Genomic DNA, 21670 nt, shown 5'->3' with positions numbered 1-21670 from the left:
CCTCTCCTTACAATACCGGAACCACTGAAGCGCCACGGCCAATACCATAATAGGTAAAGCCGCGTTTTTCGAGCCGCTCCGGATCATACAAATTACGTCCATCGAAAATAACAGGGCTCTTAAGAGAGCTTTTCATCAAATCAAAATCTGGAGCACGGAAATTTTGCCACTCAGTACAAATAATCAGCGCATCGGCCCCCTGTAAAGCCGCCTCTTTAGTACCCATGAGTTCTAAATCGTCGCGATAACCATAAATACGCTGTGCTTCATTCATTGCTTCAGGATCGTAAGCTTTAATTTTTGCCCCGGCTGCCCAGAGCTGTTCCATTAACACTCGGCTGGAGGCTTCACGCATATCATCGGTATTGGGTTTAAATGACAAACCCCAAAGTGCAAAAGTTTTACCACTCAGATTTTGACCAAAATGGCGGGTGACAAACGCGGGCAGTTTATATTTCTGCTGGGCATTAACTTGCTCCACCGCCTGGAGGATTTTTGGCTGATAACCAATTTGCTCGGAAGTGCGAATCAACGCCTGCACGTCTTTCGGGAAACAGGAACCGCCGTATCCACAGCCTGGATAAATAAAGTGATAACCGATGCGAGAATCGGAACCAATACCTTGTCGAACTTTCTCGATATCAGCTCCCAGCATTTCTGCCAAATTAGACATTTCATTCATAAAGCTAATTTTCGTTGCCAGCATACAGTTAGCGGCATATTTAGTCAGCTCGGCACTGCGAATGTCCATGACAATCATGCGATCGTGATTACGATTAAAAGGTTCATAAAGCTCGCGCACTGGCTCAATGGCCAGCGGATTGTCGGTACCAATGACAATACGTTCAGGGCGCATACAGTCTGCAACGGCAGCACCTTCTTTCAGGAACTCCGGATTGGAAATCACATTAAACGCAATTTCCAGCCCGCGTTGTGCTAAAGCTTCACTCATTACCTGGCGAACTTTATCGGCAGTCCCAACCGGAACGGTAGATTTATCGATAACGATTTTGGGCGCAGTCATATATTGAGCAATAGTGCGCGCCACAGCGGTGACATATTTTAAATCAGCCGAGCCGTCTTCATCTGGAGGAGTACCTACAGCAATAAACTGAACTTCGGCATGCGCAACGCCCTGCTCTGCGTCAGTGCTAAACTGCAGACGCCCCGACTCGAAATTCTGCTGAACAAGGGGGGTCAAGCCAGGTTCAAAAATGGGTATTTGGCCTTTCTTCAAGTTTTCAACCTTGTTGGCATCGACATCAATGCACAAAACTTCATGCCCAACTTCTGCCAATACTGCCGCTTGAACCAGGCCAACATAGCCAATGCCAAAAACGGTTACTTTCATAAGCAACTCCCCAAAATTGAAAACGGGTAAGACAATTAAGTATACGTCAGCGTCACTATTTCCCGGTTAGAGGACAAGAGACGTGAATATTATTGCGCGGCAGTATAACAGCTTAAGAAGCCTACGCGACGTAGAACATGCACTCCAGCTAGAGTGAGTTCTAATAATACTCTTATAGAATATTCTGTATAAACTGGGGGTTAACATCGATTAACTAAGGCAGGAGAGATGTAAAATTCGAGAATAACTGCACATTTATTCAGCGGAAAGCATCAGTCTGAGGCGGCCACCGGCTCCCCAAACCTGACATTGCCAGGCTTCGCAACGCTGACTGACCTGATTCGAATATGAGGAACCCAACGTACCGAGCGGCACCCCATTGCTCAACTGGATTTGATTTGTTCCGGTATTGATATTGGCGTGAAGGCCAGCAGATACCAAAATAAGATTTTTCTGCTCGGCGTTGTAATACCCCATCAACAGTGGGAACTGCCCTTGCAGATGTGCCTGTTTAAATAAATGATTCACTTCTTTGAGAAGAGCTGACATTTGCGGCAATCGTTGGTTCTGATTACTCAGATGCTCGCGCAGCAAACCGTTGAAGATCGCTCGCAACAGTAAGGCTGCCAGCACGCTATTCTCATTGGCGCGAGTGACGTCGAGACAGTAGAAACCCAGATCTTTCGATGACAGCGCGGCAATATCAAGCACTAGACCAGACTGTTGCGCCATTGTCAGTTGACGATAATTGATGCGGCAGTGGGCCAGTGTTTGTTGAACAGGAGGCTGCAACTCTTGCAACAGCCTGGCGGCCTCGTGCGGATTGCGGCAAAGCGCTTCCCAGTCCTGAATCAAATCGCTTTTTTCCATCGCCTGCGAGGAAAACAGTTTCGGATAAAGGGTAGTTAATAGCGCATCTTTAAGCCGATTAAGATCGTTTACCGGTTTCAACAGCACGTCTTCGACGCCCAATCGCAGCATTGTCGCCACATCGGTCATTTTATCGGTGGCGGAAATTACCAGCACGGGGATTTTATTCCCCTGTAACCGTAAATTTTCGACAAATTCGATACCGCCCATTTCAGGCATTGCTAAATCGCAAAGGATTAAATCAGGAGGGATCTCTTCAACCAGTGATAAAGCTTCCAGCCCGTTAACGGCTTCACTGAACGTCGCCCCGAGCGAACTCACATAGCTGGCGAGTACCGATCTGAAAACGGCTTCGTCTTCGACGATCAGAATGTGCTTGCTTGTAAGTGGCTTGTCCATCAGGGTCTCCCAGAATTTCTTACTCCTAATAGTGGCCTATAACGCGCACTTTTGCGCGTCGGAATTATCAGATAACGCCTAAATGTTGCTAAGCCGTTCAGAAATGATTGTTTTTAATCAATGGCAGCAGCAGATCAGTCTGTTTTTCAACCGCCAACCTTCCTGCCTCTATAGCCTCTTCTGCACGATGGAAATCCAGAGTCGATATTTGCGGACAGTAAGGCTGAATAATAACGTCGGGAGGATCGCCTGCCATGCGATATCGTTTCAAACGATTCTCAAGTACCTGAATCGAGGTGGACATAATTTCCATCGCAGTCGGCGTCTGATTGTTTTGGCGAAATACCGGGCGCGCCAATTTTTGACGTATTTTGTCTCGCCAGTTAAGTTCCTGCTCGTCGCTGATACTTTCTGGATTGGCCTGAACTGACAGCAAATCTTGCTGCATTAAATGCGCGTCGTGCTGCAAGTCAACGGCAATAACAATATCCGCGCCCATTGCACGCGTTAGCGAAACCGGCACCGGATTGACCACTGCACCGTCCACTAGCCAATATCCGTTAAACCATACCGGAGCCAACAGGCCTGGCATACTGCAAGAGGCACGAACTGCCTGATGCAAATCTCCCTTGGTTAACCATAACTCTCTGCCGGTGCTGAGATTGGTGGCAACGGCACCAAATTTGCGGTTACATTGCTCAAAGTCGTCAATGCGTAATAGCTGAGATACTGCGTTAAACACCCGCTCTCCGCGCAACAGCCCGCCGCGACGCCAGGAGAAATCCATCAGTCGCAGGACGTCCCAATAGCTGAAAGACCTCACCCATCCTTCCATCGCCGGAAGACGACCGCTCACATAAGCCGCGCCAACCAGTGATCCCACAGAGCAACCGGCCACAATATCAACTTCAATTCCCATTTCATGCAATGCATTGATAACACCAATATGGGCCCAACCTTTTGCGGCTCCTGACCCCAAAGCCAGACCAATCTTCAACTGTCGTGCCATTATTTTTCCTATCTATACCTGATGACGGAATGTTTGCTGTCGTTTGCGCGTTGTCAGCCAGTGACTTTGTTAGGTAACATAACGCCCCTATGCATTCAAGCGCGCACTCTGCGCGTTGCCAGCTTTCGGAGTTAATGTGACCATTTTATGCCCCTGCGGCAGCGAGTCAGAGTTTGAAAAATGTTGCCATCCGGCGATTTCCGGCGAGCAACCTGCGGCTACCCCTGAAGCGCTGATGCGTTCTCGCTACAGCGCTTACGTAACTCAAAATGCCGATTATTTGATTGCCAGCTGGCATCCTGACTGCGGAGCGAGCATGTTTCGCGATGCACTTAAAGAAGGTTTCGCCTCTACTCAATGGTTGGGGCTGCAGGTTATCGCCACTCAGCCAGGAAAAAATGCCAATGAGGGGTTTGTCGAGTTCTCAGCCCGTTATCAGGACGGTGACAGTCAGCAGACGGTCATCATTCATGAACGTTCGCGCTTTCTTCGTTTAAACGAACGCTGGTATTATATCGATGGAATCAAACCTCAGCTTGGCAGAAACGATCTTTGCTTTTGTGGTTCCGGCAAAAAATACAAGAAGTGCTGCGGACAATAACGCGGCATAATGCGCCTAATAAATTTAACAAACACTTATATATTCACCCTGAAAAATTCCCTGTAGCAGATAGCAAGTCAACATATCTGCTATAGAGACAGGACGGGGAGACAGGATCAAGATGTCACATCACAATGTTCAAACCAAAGTTCTGCGTACTATTTGCCCCGATGCAAAAGGGCTAATCGCGAAAATCACCAATATTTGTTACAAGCATGAATTAAATATCGTGCAGAACAATGAATACGTCGATCACCGCACCGGGCGCTTCTTTATGCGCACTGAGCTGGAAGGTATTTTCAACGATTCAACATTATTAGCCGATTTAGACAGCGCGCTGCCAAAAGGCTCTATTCGTGAACTGCAAAGCACCGATCGCCGCCGCATTGTGATCCTGGTGACCAAAGAGGCCCACTGTCTGGGTGATCTGCTGATGAAGTCGGTGTATGGCGGATTGGACGTAGAAATTGCCGCGGTCATTGGCAACCATGAAACGCTGCAAACTTTGGTTGAGCGCTTTGATATTCCATTCCATCTGGTCAGCCATGAAGGCCTGACCCGCGAGCAGCACGACAGCGCAATGATGGAACAGATTGACCAATACCAGCCTGATTACGTGGTGTTGGCTAAATATATGCGTGTTCTTACGCCAGGCTTCGTTCAGCATTACCCAAACCAGGTGATCAACATTCACCACTCGTTCTTGCCTGCGTTTATTGGTGCCCGTCCTTATCATCAGGCCTACGAACGCGGCGTGAAGATTATCGGCGCAACAGCGCATTATGTTAATGATAACCTGGACGAAGGTCCGATCATCATGCAGGACGTTATCAACGTCGACCATACTTATACTGCCGATGATATGATGCGCGCCGGTCGCGACGTTGAGAAAAATGTTCTCAGTCGCGCGATTTATAAAGTGCTGCAACAGCGCGTATTTGTTTACGGTAATCGCACGGTTATTTTGTAAGCATTAGCGGGCGTTTTTGTTCACGAAAACGCCCGCACGTGCAAAAAAACGGCACTCAAACTATTTTCTTTCTTTCAAGACTTTACAGCAGCGATTCATTTGATATGATGCGCCCCGCTTACCGCGACAAGCCACGCGGCGAGAGAATTAAAAAAGTTTGCCGCAATAAATAAGTAGTAAAAATAGTAAATCCACGAATTTCGTGGTGGGGTTCCCGAGCGGCCAAAGGGAGCAGACTGTAAATCTGCCGTCATCGACTTCGAAGGTTCGAATCCTTCCCCCACCACCATCGCGCTACATTCTGTGAATAGTTATTCCTGAAATTAATCTTCTCAATAATCTTAAGCCAATCCAAAGCATTAGACTAATTTTCACCTATACAGCCAACCTCAGCCATTAAATCTTCCGGTCGTTTTCGTAACTATTTCAATAAAAAAATTACCCGACATGAATATTCACACCGGGCGGTAATAGATTAATTCTGTTTTGCACCTTTATTCATCGTAGCCTTAAGTTTGCCGATCAGTTCACTGCGGAAATCCCCCAGACGCGGTTTATCCCCCTCTAACCACGGCAACGGGCGACAGAGCTCCATAGTCTTAATTCCTAAACGAGCGGTCAGTAGTCCGGCGCCAATCCCCTGCGCAGCGCGGGCAGAAAGCCGGGCAGCAAGATCCTGAGAAATCCAGTCCATACCTATCTCTCGCACCAGTTCAGTTGCGCCTGCAAAGGCAATATTCAGCAATACCAGGCGGAACAGACGAATTCGGCTGTAATAGCCAAGCTCAATGCCGTACAAATTAGCAATACGATTAACCAGACGCAGGTTACGCCAGGCGATAAATGCCATATCCACCAGCGCCAGCGGACTGACGGCAATCATCAGCGCAGATTCGGCAGCTGACTGGCTTATCTCGCGTCGAGCCTGACCGTCAAGCACTGGCTGCACCAAACGGGCATAAAGTTCGACCACTTCACGATCGCTGTGGGTTTCATGTAACAACGCCTGCCAGCGTTGCAATGCCGGATGACTTTGGTCAAGCCCTGCCTGTCGCGCCAGCTTCTCACAAAAAGCGCGCCCCTGACCCAACGCGTGGCTGTGCAGCAAATCGGTAGCGGTTTCACGCTCATCGGCCCGCTGGCGCAGGCGGTACAAACGTCGCCACTCGGTCAAAATCGATCCTACGCCGGCCACCACGATTAAGCCGCCAGCAGTGCAGGCGCCTAGCTCGACCCAATCCTGCTGGACCCAAGCCTGATGAACCCATTGCACGCCCTGACCCACCACGCTTGCGGCAAATACTACTGCGCCCAGTCGGAGCATTTTACTCCACAGACTGCGACGTGGTTTCAGTGCGCGGCTGATCACCGCCTCTGCCTGGCCCTCGGAGGGTAACAAAGGATCGGCTTCGGCAACGGCTAGAAATTTTTCAGCCTGAGCGCCTTCAAAGTTTTGCGCCGCACGAAGAACCGGCTCTTCTTGCTCAATGATCTGTTGATCAAAATTGATGCGCGGTTTTAATGGCTCACTCATCGCATTTTATCTCCCAATAAAAATTCCATCACGGCGTCCATGCGAATATGCGGCATCGGCACGTCGATGTTCATTTGGCGCGGACGAAAGGCGTCAAAATGGAATCCCTGCTGCTCCCAGAAGGCATTGCCCGGCAGGCGGGAAGGCACTTCGCCGGGAAATACCGTCAACGGCTGACCGTCGTCAAGCCGATGACCTTTCACTGCCGGAACTGGCTGCCCCTGATAATCCACAACGCCGCTTTCGGTCGCCTGGACCGAGGCAAGCCCGGCGCAATCCATACTGATACCTTCAAAGGCGGCGTTTTGCCAGGCTTCCTGCACCAGCTGCTGGAGCAGAGACACCATGTTCGCGTGCTGATCGCCGGTAATATGGTCGGCTTTAGTTGCGGCAAACATCAGTTTGTCGATGCAGGGAGCAAAGAGACGGCGCAATAGCGTGCGTTTACCGTAGTGAAAACTTTGCATTAGCTGGGTCAGCGCCAGGCGCATGTCATTGAAGGCCTGTGGCCCGCTGTTTAGCGGCTGAAGGCAGTCAACCAAAACAATTTGCCGGTCGAAGCGAACAAAATGCTCTTTATAGAAGCCTTTAACAATACTGTTGCAATAGTAGTCAAAACGCTGGCGAAGCATGCCTAAGTTACTGTGCTTGTCAGCCTGTGCCAGTTGAGCATCACTGTACTGATGCAGTTCCGGCCAGGGGAAAAATTGCAGCGCCGGTGCGCCGGCCAGATCGCCCGGCAACACAAAGCGCCCGGGTTGAATAAAGTGCAGCCCCTCATCTTTGCAACGCACCAGATAGTCGGTGTAAGCCTGCGCGATAGCCGCCAGCTGGTTTTCATCGGCCGGTGCCAATGGATCACACTGCCGGCAAAGAGTTAACCACGGCTGCGCCCAATCTAAACGCTGCCCTTGCAATAGACCGGCCATCTGCCGTGACCAGCTTAGGTAATCCTGCTCCAACATGGGTAAATCCAGCAGCCATTCTCCCGGATAATCGACAATTTCCAGGTATAGGGTGGAGGTGTCTTTGAAATGCCGCAGAAGAGAATCATTAGAGCGAAAACGCAGCGCCAGCCGGATCTCGCTTACACCACGGGTTGGCGTCGGCCAGGCCGGTGGCGTACCAAAGAGCTGGGCAACACCCTCGTCATAGGTGAACCGAGAAACCCCGAGATCGCGCTGGGGAACACGTTTAATCCCCAATAGCCTCTCTTCGCGGGCTGCTGAAAACAGCGGCAGGCGAGCACCGCTGTGAACGTGCAATAATTGATTGACCAACGAGGTAATAAAAGCCGTTTTGCCACTGCGACTAAGCCCGGTAACGGCAAGACGTAAATGACGGTCTAATCCACGGTTGACCATTGAGTTGAATTCATTTTGGAATCTTTTCATTGCTCTCCCTGGCATAGCGCCCAAACAGCGCAGTTAATACCCTTCTAACCAAAGGCTCCAGCACCAACGCCAGCACATAGCGCAGCGGGCCTCTGCCCAGTATGCCAAGAACTTTGGCGGCAACTCCTGCCGGTGCAAAAGTCAGTACTAGCATAATGATAAATTTGAAGGCCTTCTTCAACAGGCCACTTTTTGCCGATGATGTTACGGCTGCCGCATAGCGCATAAAACTGCCCTCCTGAATATTCCATCAAAACTATGCTTTCGATTACGAGCGAGTTGACTGGAAATTGAATAAGCGCCCGAAGGCGCTTGTAGGAAACTATTAAAAATATTGTATAAATTACTGTGCCATTAACTTCTTAAGTCGAGCTTAAAGCTCCCGAAATCGGCTGCGAACGCCAAAGGTTTCCGAGGTCACGTAGCGCTCAAGCTGCCTCAGCCTCTGTTCACTGGCATGCAGTTCGCGGTCGGCCTGCGCCAGAAGTTCATGTGACGACAACGCCTGCTCACCGTCAAAACTCTTGGACGGGGCTGGCTCAAGCAACCAGGCCAGCAAGAAATAAGCCACGACGGTAAACATGAACAGGCCAAAAAACATCGATAAGACAACAATCACTCGCAGCAATTTGACCGGTACGCCCAGATAATGCGAGAGCCCGGCACACACGCCTTTGAACACCCCCTCTTCCGGCACACGATACAGTTTTCGTTCTGACAGCGTTGTGTTCATTATGATTGCCTCCAGTTCGGATGCTCGGCATCAAGGATTTCTTCCAGCGCCTGGATCCTCTCGCGCATGCGTTGCGCTTCACCGGTTAACTGCTGCAAGTTCTGAAATTCATTTTGGCTTAGCTGGCCGCCGTTTTGTGAACGGCTGCTGTAATGTAGCCATAGCCAAATCGGCGCGACAAACAACACAAATATTGTCAATGGAATGGCTAAAAAAAGAACGCTCATGTCTACTCCTTTAGTATTGTGGCGAACAGTATTGTGGCGAACCACTTAATTGCGAAAAGCGATATACAGGCAATCAGGCGTCCTTGTTGGCCTGCATTTTCGCTCTCAGTGCTTCAATCTGCGCGCTGATTTCATCATCAGCTTTTAATTCGGCAAACTGTTGGTCCAGGGTTTTCTTTTTACCGATGCTCATAGATTCGGCCTCGGCCTCCATGCTGTCGATGCGGCGCTCAAAATGCTCGAAACGCGCCATCGCTTCGTCAATTTTACCACTGTCGAGCTGACGACGAACATCACGTGAAGATGAAGCAGCCTGATGGCGCAACGTTAAAGCCTGCTGGCGGGCGCGCGTTTCAGTGAGTTTGCTTTCAAGCTCGCCGATTTCAGACTTCATGCGGTCCAGCGTTTCCTGAACGGTGATCACTTCATTTTTCAGCGTCGCCACCAGCTCGGCCAGTTTTTGTTTTTCAATCAAAGCGGCGCGTGCCAGATCGTCTTTGTCTTTACGCAGAGCCAGCTCGGCTTTTTCCTGCCATTCGGCTTGTTGTGCTTCACCCTGTTCAATGCGGCGATTAAGCTGTTTCTTCTCGGCCAGCGCACGCGCTGAAGTCGAACGGACTTCAACCAGCGTGTCTTCCATCTCCTGAATCATTAAACGCACCAGCTTCTGAGGATCTTCAGCTTTATCCAGCAGGTTGTTGATGTTGGCGTTTACGATATCGGCAAAACGAGAAAAAATACCCATAGTTAACATTCCTCTTAGACTTATTTTTTGACCCAATAGGGTCGATGGTAAAAAATGCAGATGATTCGGTGTTGGCGTCATCATTCCTGCTATGGCTATTACAAGAGTCGTGCCAACTTGGAATCTTTTTTATCCATCTGAATAAAAACAATTTTTTTCTTTGAGCTTCTGCTAGGCTTATTTCTATCGTGATTAATTTAACTAAGGGTTGGTAAATTTCACCATGACAGCCACTATCGACAATCTGCTCGGCGAAGCCAATTCATTTATTGAAGTTTTGGAACAGGTCTCGCAACTTGCCCGCTTGAACAAACCGGTGCTGGTGACTGGCGAGCGCGGAACGGGGAAAGAACTCATAGCCCACCGGCTGCATTACCTATCCGAGCGTTGGCAGGGGCCGTTTATCTCGCTTAACTGTGCAGCGTTGAATGAAAACCTGCTTGACTCCGAGTTGTTCGGCCATGAAGCGGGGGCATTTACCGGTGCGCAAAAGCGCCATCTCGGACGCTTCGAGCGCGCGGATGGCGGCACGCTATTTCTTGACGAGCTGGCCACTGCCCCGATGCTGGTACAAGAAAAGCTGCTGCGAGTCATTGAATACGGGCATCTTGAGCGGGTCGGCGGCAGCCAGCCCTTACAGGTTGACGTGCGTCTGGTGTGTGCCACCAATGACGACCTCCCCGCGCTCGCTGCCGCCGGAAAGTTTCGCGCTGATCTGCTAGACCGCCTGGCGTTTGACGTCATCCAGCTTCCGCCACTGCGCGAACGCCAGCAGGACATCATGTTACTGGCCGAGCATTTTGCCATTCAGATGTGCCGTGAACTTTCACTGCCGCTGTTTCCCGGGTTTACCCCCACTGCGCGGCAGACCTTGCTGGATTACGGCTGGCCGGGCAATGTCAGGGAGTTAAAAAACGTGGTCGAGCGCTCTATGTATCGCCACGGCACCAGCGATGCGCCGTTGGATAATATTGTGCTCAATCCTTTTAGCCGGCAAAAGCCCGTTTTCCAGCCGACATCGACGTCCGATGAACATCCTGTGATCTTGCCCACCCTGCCGGTAGACAGTAAAAGCTGGCTAGGCACGGTTGAAAAAACATTGATAGAGCACGCATTAACTCAGGCAAAATTTAATCAGCGTCGCGCGGCAGACCTTTTGGGTCTGACTTATCATCAACTTAGAGGAATACTGAAGAAGCTTGGAATGCAGGTCAATGCGCAGGAAAATAGTGAAGAAAAGACGTAAATCGCAGGCAAAAAAAAGCCAGCACCCGAGCTGGCCAAGTAAATCTGGAAGCAATGTGAGCAATGTCGTATCGACTGTTTTACGTCCCAGGGCGAGTCGCTCCGCAGTCGATAAAAAGATGATAATAGTTATCAGTACCATTTGTAAAGCACTTTGTTGAGAATTTTTCTCATTACCACACCAAGTTTACGGCTACTCTTCGGGATAGTTTTACGCAATGGTTTGGGTGGCTGACAGAGTGCGGTACACTTAGCAGATTGCTTACTTACATTTGAAGCCCTTATGCGTCGTTTAACCCATTGGATGCTAATTTTCGCCGGCCTCGTGTCGTCCTGTTTTGCTGCCACAACGCTGGCTGAAGTCCTGCCTGTTGCACATTCAGCCAGCGAAAAAACGCCTCCAGCTACCAATCCTGCCCCAAAGAGTGATATCCGCCGCAGCGGCTTTGTTTATTGTGTCAACGGTATGGTTAATACCTTTAATCCGCAAAAAGCCAGCAGCGGGCTGGTTGTCGATACCCTCGCCGCACAACTTTACGATCGCCTGCTCGACGTAGACCCGTATACCTATCGCCTGATCCCCGAACTGGCGCAAAGCTGGGAAGTGCTTGATAACGGCGCAACCTACCGTTTTCATCTGCGTAAAGACGTCCCCTTTCAAACTACGCCGTGGTTTACTCCTACCCGGATGATGAATGCCGACGACGTAGTGTTTAGCACCGAACGCGTGATCGACGAAAATAATCATTATCACAGTGTTAACGGCAGCGATTATCCTTATTTCGACAGTTTACAATTTTCAAAAACCGTAAAAAGCGTTAAAAAGATTGACGACTATACTGTTGAATTTAAATTAAATAATCCCGATGCCTCCTTCCTTTGGCATCTGGCAACTCATTACGCCCCGATACTCTCCGACGAATATGCCGACAAGCTGCAAAAAAGCGGTAATGAAGAGCAGATCGATCGCCAGCCGGTGGGCACTGGCCCGTTCCAGCTCGCCGATTTTCGCGCCGGGCAATACGTGAGGCTAGCGCGCAACGGCCAGTACTGGAAAGGCGTGCCGCGCATGCAGCAGGTAGTGATCGACATGGGCGTTGGCGGCACCGGTCGTCTTTCAAAGCTGCTTACCGGAGAATGCGACGTGTTGGCCTATCCTGCAGCTAGCCAGCTGTCAATTTTACGTGATGATCCGCGTTTACGACTGACACTGCGCCCGGGAATGAACGTGGCGTATCTGGCATTTAATACCAGTAAACCGCCGTTGGATGATGTCCGCGTGCGTGAAGCGGTTGCGCTGGCAATTAACAATCAGCGTTTGATGCAGTCTATTTATTACGGCACGGCAGAAACGGCGGCGTCGGTATTACCACGCGCGTCGTGGGCCTATGACAGCAATGCCAAAGTCACAGAATACAATCCTGAAAAAGCGCGGCAGATCCTTGAAAGCCTTGGCAAAAAGAATATGACGCTGCATCTTTGGGTGCCGATTGTCTCGCAATCTTATAATCCTAGCCCACTAAAAACTGCCGAGCTGATTCAGGCCGATTTGGGGCAGATCGGCATCAAAGTGATTATTGTGCCGGTAGAAGGTCGTTTCCAGGAAGCGCGTTTGATGGAGATGAACCATGACCTGACGCTATCAGGTTGGTCCACCGACAGTAACGATCCCGACAGCTTCTTCCGACCGGTGCTGAGCTGCGCAGCAATTCATTCGCAGACCAACTATGCTCACTGGTGTAGTCCGGAGTTTGACGGGCTGCTGCATCAGGCACTGCTTTCACAGCAATTGTCGCAGCGAATTGACTACTACCAGCAGGCCCAGGCCATTCTTGAAAAACAGCTACCGGTATTGCCGCTTGCCTCATCGCTACGCTTGCAGGCTTATCGCTATGATATCAAAGGGTTGGTTCTTAGTCCGTTCGGTAACTCATCGTTTGCAGGGGTGTTCCGCGACGCCTCTACCGGCAGAGATAATGATGCCAATATTCCCGTTCAGGCAGGAGACAAAACGCCGTGATTATCTTTATTTTGCGCCGCCTGCTGCTGTTTATCATCACCCTGTTTCTATTGAGTCTGGTGGCGTTCAGCCTGAGTTATTTCACGCCCCATGCTCCATTGCAGGGTGCTTCGCTGTGGGACGCCTATCGTTTCTTCTTTAGCGGCCTGTGTCAGCTGGATTTTGGCGTATCCAGTATCAACGGTGAGCCGATCAGCGCTCAGCTTGTCAGCGTTTTTCCAGCTACGATGGAACTGTGTATTTTCGCATTCTTCCTTGCCTTGCTGGTCGGGATCCCTCTGGGGCTCACTGCGGGTGCGATGCGCGGCAAATGGCCGGACCTGGCCATCAGCACGCTGGCGCTACTGGGCTTCTCTATTCCGGTCTTCTGGCTGGCGCTGCTTATGATGCTATTTTTCTCTCTGCAATTAGGCTGGCTGCCGGTATCGGGGCGTATAGACTTACTTTATCAGCTCAAGCCAGTGACCGGATTTACGCTGATCGATGCCTGGCTGTCACATTCGCCCTATCGACACGAAATGATCGTCAGTGCAGTCAAACATATGATTCTGCCTATTGCTGCACTGGCGGTCGCACCGACTACCGAGGTTATCCGCCTAATGCGGATCAGCACCGACGACGTGTTATCGAAAAATTATGTCAAGGCCGCCGCGACTCGTGGGCTGTCGCGTTTCTCGATTATTCGCCGCCACGTATTGCATAATGCGTTGCCGCCAATCATCCCGCAGCTCGGTTTACAGTTTTCAACCATGCTGACGCTGGCGATGATAACCGAGGTAGTATTTAACTGGCCGGGTCTGGGACGCTGGATGGTTAACGCCGTTCGCCAGCAGGATTACGCCGCCATTTCAGCGGGAGTGATGGTAGTCGGTTCGCTGGTTATTCTGGTGAACGTGCTATCAGATATTTTGGGCGCATTGTTGAATCCATTGAAACATAAGGAATGGTATGCCCTTCGATAACATCTATCGCGAAAAACAGGTGCCCAGTCCGCTGCGTTACACCTGGCGTATTTTCTACCGTGACAGCCTGTCGATGATTGGCTTCTACGGCGTGATTGGGCTGGCTTTCCTTTGCCTGTTTGGCGGCCTGCTGGCGCCCTATCAGCTTGATCAACAATTTTTGGGTTTTCAACTGTTGCCACCTTCGTGGTCACGCTATGGCGATGTGTCATTCTTCCTTGGCACCGATGATTTGGGTCGCGATCTATTAAGTCGCATTCTTAGCGGTGCGGCTCCAACCATTGGTGGCGCGATTGTGGTCACCATTGCCGCGGCGTTTTGTGCATTAATCATCGGCGTATTGGCTGGCTGTACACGTGGCCTTCGTTCAGCAGCGCTAAACCATATTCTCGATACGCTGCTGTCGATTCCGTCACTGCTGCTGGCTATCGTGGTGGTGGCATTTGTCGGTCCAAAACTTGAGCACGCTTATTTGGCGGTGTGGATGGCACTTATCCCTCGCATGGCGCGCACGCTTTACGTGGCCGTGCACGATGAAATGGAAAAAGAGTATGTGGTTGCGGTAAGACTTGACGGCGCGACTACGCTGCAAATCCTGCGTTACGCAGTATTCCCGAACATTATTGTTGTACTGGTCACCGAATTTACTCGCGGTTTGTCGATGGCAATTATGGATATTGCCGCGCTTGGTTTCCTTGATTTAGGCGCACAGCTGCCGTCGCCAGAATGGGGAGCGATGCTCGGCGATTCGCTGGAGCTCGTTTACGCCGCGCCGTGGACCGTAATGTTACCCGGTGCTGCCATTCTGATTAGCGTCTTGCTGATCAATCTTCTCGGCGATGGTGTGCGTCGCGCGATTATTGCAGGGGTGAAATAATGCCTTTACTGGATATTCGCAATCTAACCATTGAATTTATGACCTCCGATGGACCGGTCAAGGCTGTCGATCGGGTCAGTATGACGCTGACCGCCGGAGAGGTTCGCGGACTGGTAGGCGAATCAGGGTCGGGCAAAAGCCTGATTGCCAAGGCAATTTGCGGCGTGACTAAAGACAACTGGCGCATCACCGCCGACCGCATGCGCTTTGATGATATCGACCTGCTGCAACTCAGCCCCCGCGAGCGCCGCAAGCTGATAGGCCACAATATTTCGATGATTTTTCAGGAACCACAATCCTGTCTGGACCCCTCGGAAAGCATTGGTAAACAGCTTATCCAGGCGATCCCCGGCTGGACCTACAAAGGATTGTGGTATCAGCGGTTTAGATGGCGTAAACGCCGTGCTATCGAGCTGCTGCATCGCGTCGGCATCAAAGATCACAAAGATATCATGGCGAGTTTCCCCTATGAACTGACCGAAGGGGAATGCCAAAAGGTCATGATCGCTATCGCGCTGGCCAATCAGCCGCGCCTGCTGATCGCCGACGAGCCGACCAATGCCATGGAACCTACTACGCAGGCGCAGATTTTCCGCCTGCTGGCTCGCCTCAATCAAAATAATGGCACCACAATTTTATTGATCAGCCATGATTTGCAGATGATGAGCAAATGGGCCAATCGGGTAAATGTGCTGTACTGCGGCCAAACGGTGGAAAGCGCGGTGGTGGAAGACCTGCTGGCCGCGCCGCATCACCCTTATACTCAGGCGCTGATCCGTGCAATGCCTGATTTCGGGCGCTCACTGCCACACAAAAGCCGGCTGAACACTCTGCCAGGTGCGATTCCGTCGCTGGAACATTTGCCGATTGGCTGCCGATTAGGGCCTCGCTGTCCTTATGCGCAGAAAAAATGTATTGAAACACCGCGCCTGCGTCTGGCCAAGACTCACGCCTATGCCTGCCACTTCCCGCTGAACATGGAGGAGCAATAATGGCCGAGACGTTGCTCGAAGTCAGAGACCTGTGCAAAACGTTCCGCTACCGTACTGGACTGTTTCGCAAGATGAATTTGCAGGCGGTAAAGCCGGTTAACTTCACCCTGAAATCGCAGCAGACGCTGGCGATTATTGGTGAAAACGGCTCGGGTAAATCGACGCTGGCAAAAATGCTCGCCGGGATGATCGAGCCTACCAGCGGTGAAATTCTTATTGATGAAGAAAGTCTGAGGTTTGGCGATTATCGCCACCGCAGCCAGATGATCCGTATGATTTTTCAGGATCCGACAACCTCGTTGAACCCGCGACAGCGCATCGGACAAATCCTCGAGGCTCCTCTTCGTTTGACCAGCACCATGGAAGCGCCAGAACGCGAGACTCGAATTAATCAGACCCTGCGTCAGGTCGGTTTACTGCCCAATCACGCCAATTATTATCCGCACATGCTGGCTTCCGGTCAGGTGCAACGCGTGGCGCTTGCGCGGGCATTAATCCTGCAACCCAAGGTTATTGTGGCCGACGAGGCACTGGCATCGCTGGATATGTCGATGCGTTCGCAGATCATCAATATGATGCTGGAACTACAAGATAAACATGAAATTTCATATATTTATGTCACCCAGCATCTCGGCCTGATGAAGCACATTAGCGATCAGGTGTTGGTCATGCATAACGGCGAGGTGGTTGAGCGCGGCACAACGGCCGAGGTGCTGGCAACCCCGCAACATGAGCTGACCAAAAGACTGATTTCCAGCCACTTTGGCGAAGCCTTGACCGCCGATGACTGGCATCGCGATACTACAATCTGACGACGTGGTTTGGCGGATTAGCGCTTACAGCTGATCCGCTGCGTCTCTCTCACCGTTTCCCTTATCCTTTTATAGTCCTTTTTCAAATTTTACTATTCCTTTTAGCTATTAATTATCACTTAACAGTATTTTATCTGGCGTGAGCAATCGGCAAGGATAGAGTCTGAAATAGCCTTACGCAAAGGACTCGATCATGGAACATCAGCGCCGGGCCGCGATTGATGGCTGGTATCACGAAACCCAGACCAGCCAGCAGCGGCATACCCCATTGGATCCCTGTCAAACCCACGACACAGACAGTTTTCTGCTTGGACTTGAACAAAAGATAGAGCCTTCGCTACGCCGCTTGCTTACCCAGCGCAACGGCTTGCTGTTCGCGGCACAGACTTGCTATAACAAGCTGTTTCCTCAAGAAATTTCAGTTTCGCGACATCAGACGTTATCGTTGTATGATCGCCTGAGCAGCGCGCTGACTGTGGCACAGGTTACGGGTATTCAGCCGCTTTGCAGCCATTATGCTGCCCGCCTTGCCCCGCTAAATTGCCCTGACGCCTCCCGAGAAAGCAATATTCGGCAAACTCATCTCGCGCAATATGCCCGTTTACTGGCCACCCAACCCACGCTGATTAACCCGTCGATGCTGACTCAGCTAAGCGATGTGGGGTTGAGCACTCAAGACATCGTGCTGTTCACTCAGCTGATTGGCTTTGTCAGTTTTCAGGCTCGTTTGCTGGCCGTGATTAATGCATTGGCAGGACGTCCGGCCACCGTTTTACCAGGGTTTCCCCGCGCGGAGGAGAACAGCCAACGAGGATTTTCGCTGGAGCTGCGCCGTTGGCACGCGTATTTGCCCGAGGTAGATTTGAAAAAGGCCAGCCAGCAGCAGTTAGACGTGCTGGACTTCTGTGCCCCGGACGCACACGAATCTTCTTTCTATAAGTTGCTGGCGCACGACGTGGCAACGCTGGAAGCCCTGTCAGCCATCACTACACACATTATGCAACAGCCCGGCGACCAGAAATCTTCTCCCAAAGAGTGGGCCGCCGCCGCGACCTCGCGCATTAATGGTTGTTTATTCTGCGCTGGCATTCACGGTCGCTATTATCTCGAAACCGGTGGAGAGTCGAGTCATATCGACCAACTGTTTGACGATATCCAAGCCAACAAGTCTTCGGAAAAAACGGTAGACCCATTAGTCAAAGTGGTACAGACACTGACCCAATCGCCAGAAAAATTCGATGCCGCTGCGCTGCAACTTTTGCTGGATGCCGACTACCAACATCCGCAAATTGTTGATATTTTATTGAGTACCGCGCTGTTTAACTGGTTGAATCGCCTGATTCAAACTCTTGGTGACTCTCGCCTGGCATAAGACACCCTCAAAAAGGTCATCGCAGGTCTAATCAGCTGGCGATGACGCTTTTTCAACCGTCCCTGCTGACTCTTACCGCTTGTTCTGGTTCTATTGTTAATTCCTATCTAAAATTTAGTGTTAAATAGTGACGAATATCACATTACAATCGTCGTCTAAAAAACACTTGCAAAATCATCTAGATTACTCATTTATAAAATCCTGCAAAAAACCAATTCAACAGTATTTACCCTCAGCCGATTCCTATAATTCATCCTCATAACTCCGATAATGAAGCAGATAACAGGGTGAATCACCAACCGATAAACGATTGATATTTAATCAGGATATAAATTCAACAATCTAATTAAACATAAATTTTAATCCTGCATAACAATTCGATTAAGGTTTAATCAGGCACCGAAGGATAACTGTAACAGGATATGACAAAAAGCTTGCCTGATACTCAAAGATAGTGAACATTACTTGCCGTCATACATCCTAATAACTATGCAAAGAGCGCGATTGCGCGACTTATGTGCTACTTGTCCTTGGATAAGCAGAATTAAACAGAGGTCTTAGTGTCAAAAACAAACTCAACACCAACCAATGAAAGCGTCAGCATGAACGCCTTCAAACAGCCTCGCGCGTTCTACCTTATTTTCTCCATCGAATTATGGGAGCGATTTGGTTACTACGGCCTGCAAGGGATCATGGCGGTTTATCTGGTCAAGATGCTTGGCCTGAGCGAAGCCGACTCCATCACCCTGTTCTCTTCCTTTAGTGCTCTGGTCTATGGCTTTGTCGCCATCGGCGGCTGGCTGGGCGATAAAGTGCTGGGTTCCAAACGCGTGATCGTGCTTGGGGCTATCGTACTGGCGCTGGGTTATGCTCAGGTTGCCTATTCCGGTCATGATATTTTCTGGGTTTACATGGGCATGGCGACTATCGCCGTCGGCAGTGGCTTGTTTAAGGCAAATCCATCCTCTTTGCTTTCAACTTGCTATGAAAAAGACGACCCGCGTCTCGATGGCGCGTTTACCATGTACTACATGTCTGTAAACATCGGTTCGTTCTTCTCAATGCTGGCTACGCCTTATCTGGCCGCCAAATACGGCTGGGGCGTTGCGTTCTCTCTGAGCGTGGTCGGCATGCTGATCACTCTGGTGAACTTTATCTTCTGCCGCCGCTGGGTTAAAAATCACGGTTCCAAGCCAGACTTCAAACCGCTGAACTATGGCAAGCTGCTGATGGTTCTGGTCGGCGTTGCCGCGCTGGTGGCCATTTCCAGCTTCCTGCTGCATAACCAGTCGATCGCCCGTTGGGCGCTGGCCGTGGTTTCTGTCGGTATTATCTGCATCTTCGCGAAAGAGACTTTCTCGTTGCAGGGTCTGGCGCGTCGTAAAATGATCGTCGCGTTTATTCTGATGCTAGAAGCTATCGTCTTTTTCGTGCTGTACAGCCAGATGCCAACCTCGCTGAACTTCTTTGCCATTCACAACGTTAACAATCACTTGCTGGGAATTGATTTCCAGCCTGAGCAGTATCAGGCGCTGAACCCGTTCTGGATTATGCTGGCAAGCCCGATTCTGGCCGCTATCTATGCCAAGTTGGGCAAAAGCATGCCGATGCCGCACAAGTTTGCGATTGGCATGGTGCTGTGTTCACTGGCTTTCCTGGTTCTGCCGTGGGGCGCAAGCTTCGCCAACGACGCGGGTATCGTTTCTGTTAACTGGCTGGTGCTGAGCTATGCGCTGCAAAGTATTGGCGAGCTGATGATTTCTGGCTTAGGTCTGGCGATGGTGGCACAGTTGGTTCCACAGCGCCTGATGGGCTTTATCATGGGTTCATGGTATCTGACCACGGCAGCGGCGGCGATCATTGCCGGTAAAGTGGCTGTGCTGACCGCCGTGCCTGGCGACATCACCGATGCGCACGCTTCTCTGGCTATCTATAGCCATGTGTTCTTGCAGATTGGTGCCGCGACCGGGGTGATTGCCATTCTGATGCTGCTGACCGCGTCTAAACTGAATCGCATGACTCTGGAACGCCCAACCGATGAGAAAAAGCCTGCGGAACGCGTGCTGTCTTCTCAGTCGTAATTGACGAATGCCTGCCTTCCCGCTGCGCTAAAAACGCTATCGGGAAGGCAGAATAGCGCGGTCTCATAGGGCCGCACTATTATTAGTAAATGCTTAATTTTCAGTCTGTTCTTACCCATCGCACACTCCCCGCTACAATTAAATTCTGACATTTTGCTCTGATACAAAACCAGAGTCTTAAGCTTGTCGAGAAAATAAGGTAATATTACCGTCCATTAATAACCAACAAGATAAGCCTTGTCATGATTATCAAACCTAAAATTCGTGGATTTATCTGTACGACCACTCACCCAATCGGCTGCGAAGCCAACGTGCGTGAGCAAATTGCATACGTGAAAGCGCAGGGCAAACTGAAAGACGGACCAAAACGTGTCCTGGTCATTGGTGCCTCCACTGGTTATGGGCTTGCCTCAAGAATTAATGCCGCTTTTGGTGCAGATGCTGCCACCATTGGGGTATTCTTCGAAAAACCGGGCAGCGAAAGCAAAACAGGTTCAGCCGGCTGGTACAACTCTGCCGCTTTCGATAAAGCCGCAAAAGAAGAAGGCTTGTATTCAAAAAGCATTAACGGTGATGCATTCTCCAATGAATGCCGCGATACCGTTATCAAACTTATCAAAGAAGACCTGGGTCAAATCGACCTGGTAGTTTATTCACTGGCTTCGCCGGTACGTAAAATGCCTGAATCAGGTGAGCTGGTACGTTCAGCGCTGAAACCTATCGGTGCCCCATACGAATCCACCGCATTGGACACCAACAAAGACAAGCTGGTTACCGCAGTTGTCGAGCCGGCCAATGAGCAAGAAATTGCCGATACCATTCAAGTCATGGGCGGCCAGGACTGGGAACTGTGGATGAACGCCCTCGCCGACGCTGGCGTGCTGGCCGACAACGCCAAGTCTGTTGCCTACTCTTACATTGGTACCGAGCTGACCTGGCCAATCTACTGGCACGGCACGCTGGGCAAAGCTAAAGAAGACCTGGATCGCGCAGCTCAGGCTATCGACGCGAAACTTAAAGCCAAGGGCGGTTCTGCCAACGTTGCCGTTCTGAAATCTGTGGTGACTCAGGCTTCTGCAGCTATTCCGGTAATGCCGCTCTATATCGCTATCTCTTTTAAAATCATGAAAGAGCAAGGGATTCACGAAGGCACCATCGAGCAAATCCAACGTCTGTTCGCTACCAAACTGTACAATGACTCAGTGCCAGAAACTGACGACAAAAACCGTCTGCGCCTGGATGACTGGGAACTGCGTGACGAAGTTCAGAAAAATTGCGGCGTGATCTGGGCTCAGCTGACTGATGACAACATCTATCAGCTGACCGATTATCAGGGCTACAAAGACGAATTCCTGCGCCTGTTTGGTTTTGGTCTGAAAGGCGTTGATTACGATGCCGACGTCAGCGCCGAAGCTAACTTTGACGTGATCGAATTAGTCTAATCGTTTGAATTAGCCTAAAAGTTTGATGTTTAAA

General features: G+C 50.5%; 20 protein-coding genes and 1 tRNA gene. 12 read left to right on the top strand and 9 right to left on the bottom strand.

Going from position 1 to position 21670, the window contains the following annotated elements:
* Positions 1-7 precede the first annotated feature (7 nt).
* The 3 genes from SPM24T3_RS06695 to rssA all read right to left on the bottom strand — a co-directional run bounded on the left by SPM24T3_RS06695 (position 8) and on the right by rssA (position 3629).
* Positions 8-1351 (bottom strand): UDP-glucose/GDP-mannose dehydrogenase family protein, encoded by a 1344-nt coding sequence (locus tag SPM24T3_RS06695; RefSeq protein WP_009635965.1) that lies wholly within the window; start codon positions 1349-1351, stop codon positions 8-10.
* Positions 1352-1606: 255 nt separating this feature from the next.
* Positions 1607-2620: a two-component system response regulator RssB gene (gene rssB, locus SPM24T3_RS06690; protein WP_009635964.1), complete on the bottom strand. Its 1014-nt coding sequence runs from the start codon at positions 2618-2620 to the stop codon at positions 1607-1609.
* Positions 2621-2717: 97 nt separating this feature from the next.
* A complete protein-coding gene (rssA, locus tag SPM24T3_RS06685) occupies positions 2718-3629 on the bottom strand; it encodes a patatin-like phospholipase RssA (RefSeq protein WP_009635963.1) in 912 nt (303 codons plus the stop codon).
* A gap of 136 nt (positions 3630-3765) precedes the next feature.
* Here rssA and SPM24T3_RS06680 point away from each other — a divergent pair, with 136 nt between their 5' ends.
* The 3 genes from SPM24T3_RS06680 (at position 3766) to SPM24T3_RS06670 (ending at position 5489) form a co-directional block, all read left to right on the top strand.
* Positions 3766-4230 carry a YchJ family protein gene (locus SPM24T3_RS06680; protein ID WP_009635962.1) on the top strand — a complete coding sequence of 155 codons (465 nt, stop codon included), beginning with the start codon at positions 3766-3768 and terminating at the stop codon, positions 4228-4230.
* Between the two features lie 121 nt (positions 4231-4351).
* Positions 4352-5200, top strand: a complete 849-nt coding sequence (gene purU / locus SPM24T3_RS06675; protein WP_009635961.1) for a formyltetrahydrofolate deformylase — start codon at positions 4352-4354, stop codon at positions 5198-5200.
* Between the two features lie 204 nt (positions 5201-5404).
* Positions 5405-5489 (top strand) — tRNA-Tyr (locus tag SPM24T3_RS06670).
* A gap of 186 nt (positions 5490-5675) precedes the next feature.
* Here SPM24T3_RS06670 and SPM24T3_RS06665 read toward each other — a convergent pair.
* The 6 genes from SPM24T3_RS06665 to pspA all read right to left on the bottom strand — a co-directional run bounded on the left by SPM24T3_RS06665 (position 5676) and on the right by pspA (position 9833).
* Positions 5676-6734 (bottom strand): YcjF family protein, encoded by a 1059-nt coding sequence (locus SPM24T3_RS06665; RefSeq protein WP_009635960.1) that lies wholly within the window; start codon positions 6732-6734, stop codon positions 5676-5678.
* Positions 6731-8128, bottom strand: coding sequence for a YcjX family protein (locus SPM24T3_RS06660; protein ID WP_009635959.1), 1398 nt, complete (start codon positions 8126-8128; stop codon positions 6731-6733). The genes SPM24T3_RS06665 and SPM24T3_RS06660 overlap by 4 nt, the downstream gene beginning before the upstream one ends.
* Entirely contained in the window at positions 8109-8354 is a 246-nt protein-coding gene (locus SPM24T3_RS06655) for a phage shock protein PspD (RefSeq protein ID WP_009635958.1), read from the bottom strand. The genes SPM24T3_RS06660 and SPM24T3_RS06655 overlap by 20 nt, the downstream gene beginning before the upstream one ends.
* Positions 8355-8501: 147 nt before the next feature.
* Positions 8502-8861: an envelope stress response membrane protein PspC gene (gene pspC / locus SPM24T3_RS06650; RefSeq protein WP_009635957.1), complete on the bottom strand. Its 360-nt coding sequence runs from the start codon at positions 8859-8861 to the stop codon at positions 8502-8504.
* A complete protein-coding gene (gene pspB / locus SPM24T3_RS06645; protein WP_009635956.1) occupies positions 8861-9088 on the bottom strand; it encodes an envelope stress response membrane protein PspB in 228 nt (75 codons plus the stop codon). The genes pspC and pspB overlap by 1 nt, the downstream gene beginning before the upstream one ends.
* Positions 9089-9161: 73 nt before the next feature.
* Positions 9162-9833: a phage shock protein PspA gene (gene pspA, locus SPM24T3_RS06640; RefSeq protein WP_009635955.1), complete on the bottom strand. Its 672-nt coding sequence runs from the start codon at positions 9831-9833 to the stop codon at positions 9162-9164.
* A 223-nt stretch (positions 9834-10056) separates the two neighbouring features.
* Here pspA and pspF point away from each other — a divergent pair, with 223 nt between their 5' ends.
* The 9 genes from pspF to fabV all read left to right on the top strand — a co-directional run bounded on the left by pspF (position 10057) and on the right by fabV (position 21636).
* Positions 10057-11079: a phage shock protein operon transcriptional activator gene (gene pspF / locus SPM24T3_RS06635; RefSeq protein WP_009635954.1), complete on the top strand. Its 1023-nt coding sequence runs from the start codon at positions 10057-10059 to the stop codon at positions 11077-11079.
* Positions 11080-11361: 282 nt separating this feature from the next.
* A complete protein-coding gene (sapA, locus tag SPM24T3_RS06630) occupies positions 11362-13098 on the top strand; it encodes an ABC transporter substrate-binding protein SapA (RefSeq protein ID WP_009635953.1) in 1737 nt (578 codons plus the stop codon).
* Positions 13095-14060 (top strand): putrescine export ABC transporter permease SapB, encoded by a 966-nt coding sequence (sapB, locus tag SPM24T3_RS06625; protein ID WP_009635952.1) that lies wholly within the window; start codon positions 13095-13097, stop codon positions 14058-14060. Before sapA ends, sapB begins: the two co-directional genes overlap by 4 nt.
* Positions 14047-14937: a putrescine export ABC transporter permease SapC gene (gene sapC, locus SPM24T3_RS06620; RefSeq protein WP_009635951.1), complete on the top strand. Its 891-nt coding sequence runs from the start codon at positions 14047-14049 to the stop codon at positions 14935-14937. Before sapB ends, sapC begins: the two co-directional genes overlap by 14 nt.
* Positions 14937-15929: a putrescine export ABC transporter ATP-binding protein SapD gene (gene sapD / locus SPM24T3_RS06615; RefSeq protein ID WP_009635950.1), complete on the top strand. Its 993-nt coding sequence runs from the start codon at positions 14937-14939 to the stop codon at positions 15927-15929. Before sapC ends, sapD begins: the two co-directional genes overlap by 1 nt.
* The gene (gene sapF / locus SPM24T3_RS06610; RefSeq protein WP_009635949.1) at positions 15929-16741 is read left to right on the top strand and encodes a putrescine export ABC transporter ATP-binding protein SapF; all 813 of its coding nucleotides are present in this window, start codon (positions 15929-15931) and stop codon (positions 16739-16741) included. Before sapD ends, sapF begins: the two co-directional genes overlap by 1 nt.
* A gap of 193 nt (positions 16742-16934) precedes the next feature.
* Complete coding sequence (locus SPM24T3_RS06605) at positions 16935-18113, top strand: peroxidase-related enzyme (protein ID WP_009635948.1); 1179 nt, start codon at positions 16935-16937, stop codon at positions 18111-18113.
* 560 nt (positions 18114-18673) lie between these two features.
* Positions 18674-20194: a dipeptide/tripeptide permease DtpA gene (gene dtpA, locus SPM24T3_RS06600; protein WP_037377763.1), complete on the top strand. Its 1521-nt coding sequence runs from the start codon at positions 18674-18676 to the stop codon at positions 20192-20194.
* A gap of 242 nt (positions 20195-20436) precedes the next feature.
* Positions 20437-21636, top strand: a complete 1200-nt coding sequence (gene fabV, locus SPM24T3_RS06595) for an enoyl-ACP reductase FabV (RefSeq protein ID WP_009635946.1) — start codon at positions 20437-20439, stop codon at positions 21634-21636.
* Positions 21637-21670 lie beyond the last annotated feature (34 nt).

It is taken from the genome of Serratia sp. M24T3 (assembly GCF_000257645.1).
Taxonomy (GTDB): domain Bacteria; phylum Pseudomonadota; class Gammaproteobacteria; order Enterobacterales; family Enterobacteriaceae; genus Rouxiella.
This window is presented reverse-complemented; position numbering and strand designations above follow the sequence as displayed.

Excerpts from the sequence above, each read along its gene's own strand:
- sapD (WP_009635950.1), top strand. The coding sequence starts at position 14,937 with ATGCCTTTACTGGATATTCGCAATCTAACCATTGAATTTATGACCTCC.
- SPM24T3_RS06695 (WP_009635965.1), bottom strand. The coding sequence starts at position 1,351 with ATGAAAGTAACCGTTTTTGGCATTGGCTATGTTGGCCTGGTTCAAGCG.
- pspB (WP_009635956.1), bottom strand. The coding sequence starts at position 9,088 with ATGAGCGTTCTTTTTTTAGCCATTCCATTGACAATATTTGTGTTGTTT.
- SPM24T3_RS06665 (WP_009635960.1), bottom strand. The coding sequence starts at position 6,734 with ATGAGTGAGCCATTAAAACCGCGCATCAATTTTGATCAACAGATCATT.
- pspF (WP_009635954.1), top strand. The coding sequence starts at position 10,057 with ATGACAGCCACTATCGACAATCTGCTCGGCGAAGCCAATTCATTTATT.
- SPM24T3_RS06655 (WP_009635958.1), bottom strand. The coding sequence starts at position 8,354 with ATGCGCTATGCGGCAGCCGTAACATCATCGGCAAAAAGTGGCCTGTTG.
- fabV (WP_009635946.1), top strand. The coding sequence starts at position 20,437 with ATGATTATCAAACCTAAAATTCGTGGATTTATCTGTACGACCACTCAC.
- rssA (WP_009635963.1), bottom strand. The coding sequence starts at position 3,629 with ATGGCACGACAGTTGAAGATTGGTCTGGCTTTGGGGTCAGGAGCCGCA.
- purU (WP_009635961.1), top strand. The coding sequence starts at position 4,352 with ATGTCACATCACAATGTTCAAACCAAAGTTCTGCGTACTATTTGCCCC.
- pspA (WP_009635955.1), bottom strand. The coding sequence starts at position 9,833 with ATGGGTATTTTTTCTCGTTTTGCCGATATCGTAAACGCCAACATCAAC.
- rssB (WP_009635964.1), bottom strand. The coding sequence starts at position 2,620 with ATGGACAAGCCACTTACAAGCAAGCACATTCTGATCGTCGAAGACGAA.
- SPM24T3_RS06605 (WP_009635948.1), top strand. The coding sequence starts at position 16,935 with ATGGAACATCAGCGCCGGGCCGCGATTGATGGCTGGTATCACGAAACC.
- sapF (WP_009635949.1), top strand. The coding sequence starts at position 15,929 with ATGGCCGAGACGTTGCTCGAAGTCAGAGACCTGTGCAAAACGTTCCGC.
- pspC (WP_009635957.1), bottom strand. The coding sequence starts at position 8,861 with ATGAACACAACGCTGTCAGAACGAAAACTGTATCGTGTGCCGGAAGAG.
- SPM24T3_RS06660 (WP_009635959.1), bottom strand. The coding sequence starts at position 8,128 with ATGAAAAGATTCCAAAATGAATTCAACTCAATGGTCAACCGTGGATTA.
- sapC (WP_009635951.1), top strand. The coding sequence starts at position 14,047 with ATGCCCTTCGATAACATCTATCGCGAAAAACAGGTGCCCAGTCCGCTG.
- sapA (WP_009635953.1), top strand. The coding sequence starts at position 11,362 with ATGCGTCGTTTAACCCATTGGATGCTAATTTTCGCCGGCCTCGTGTCG.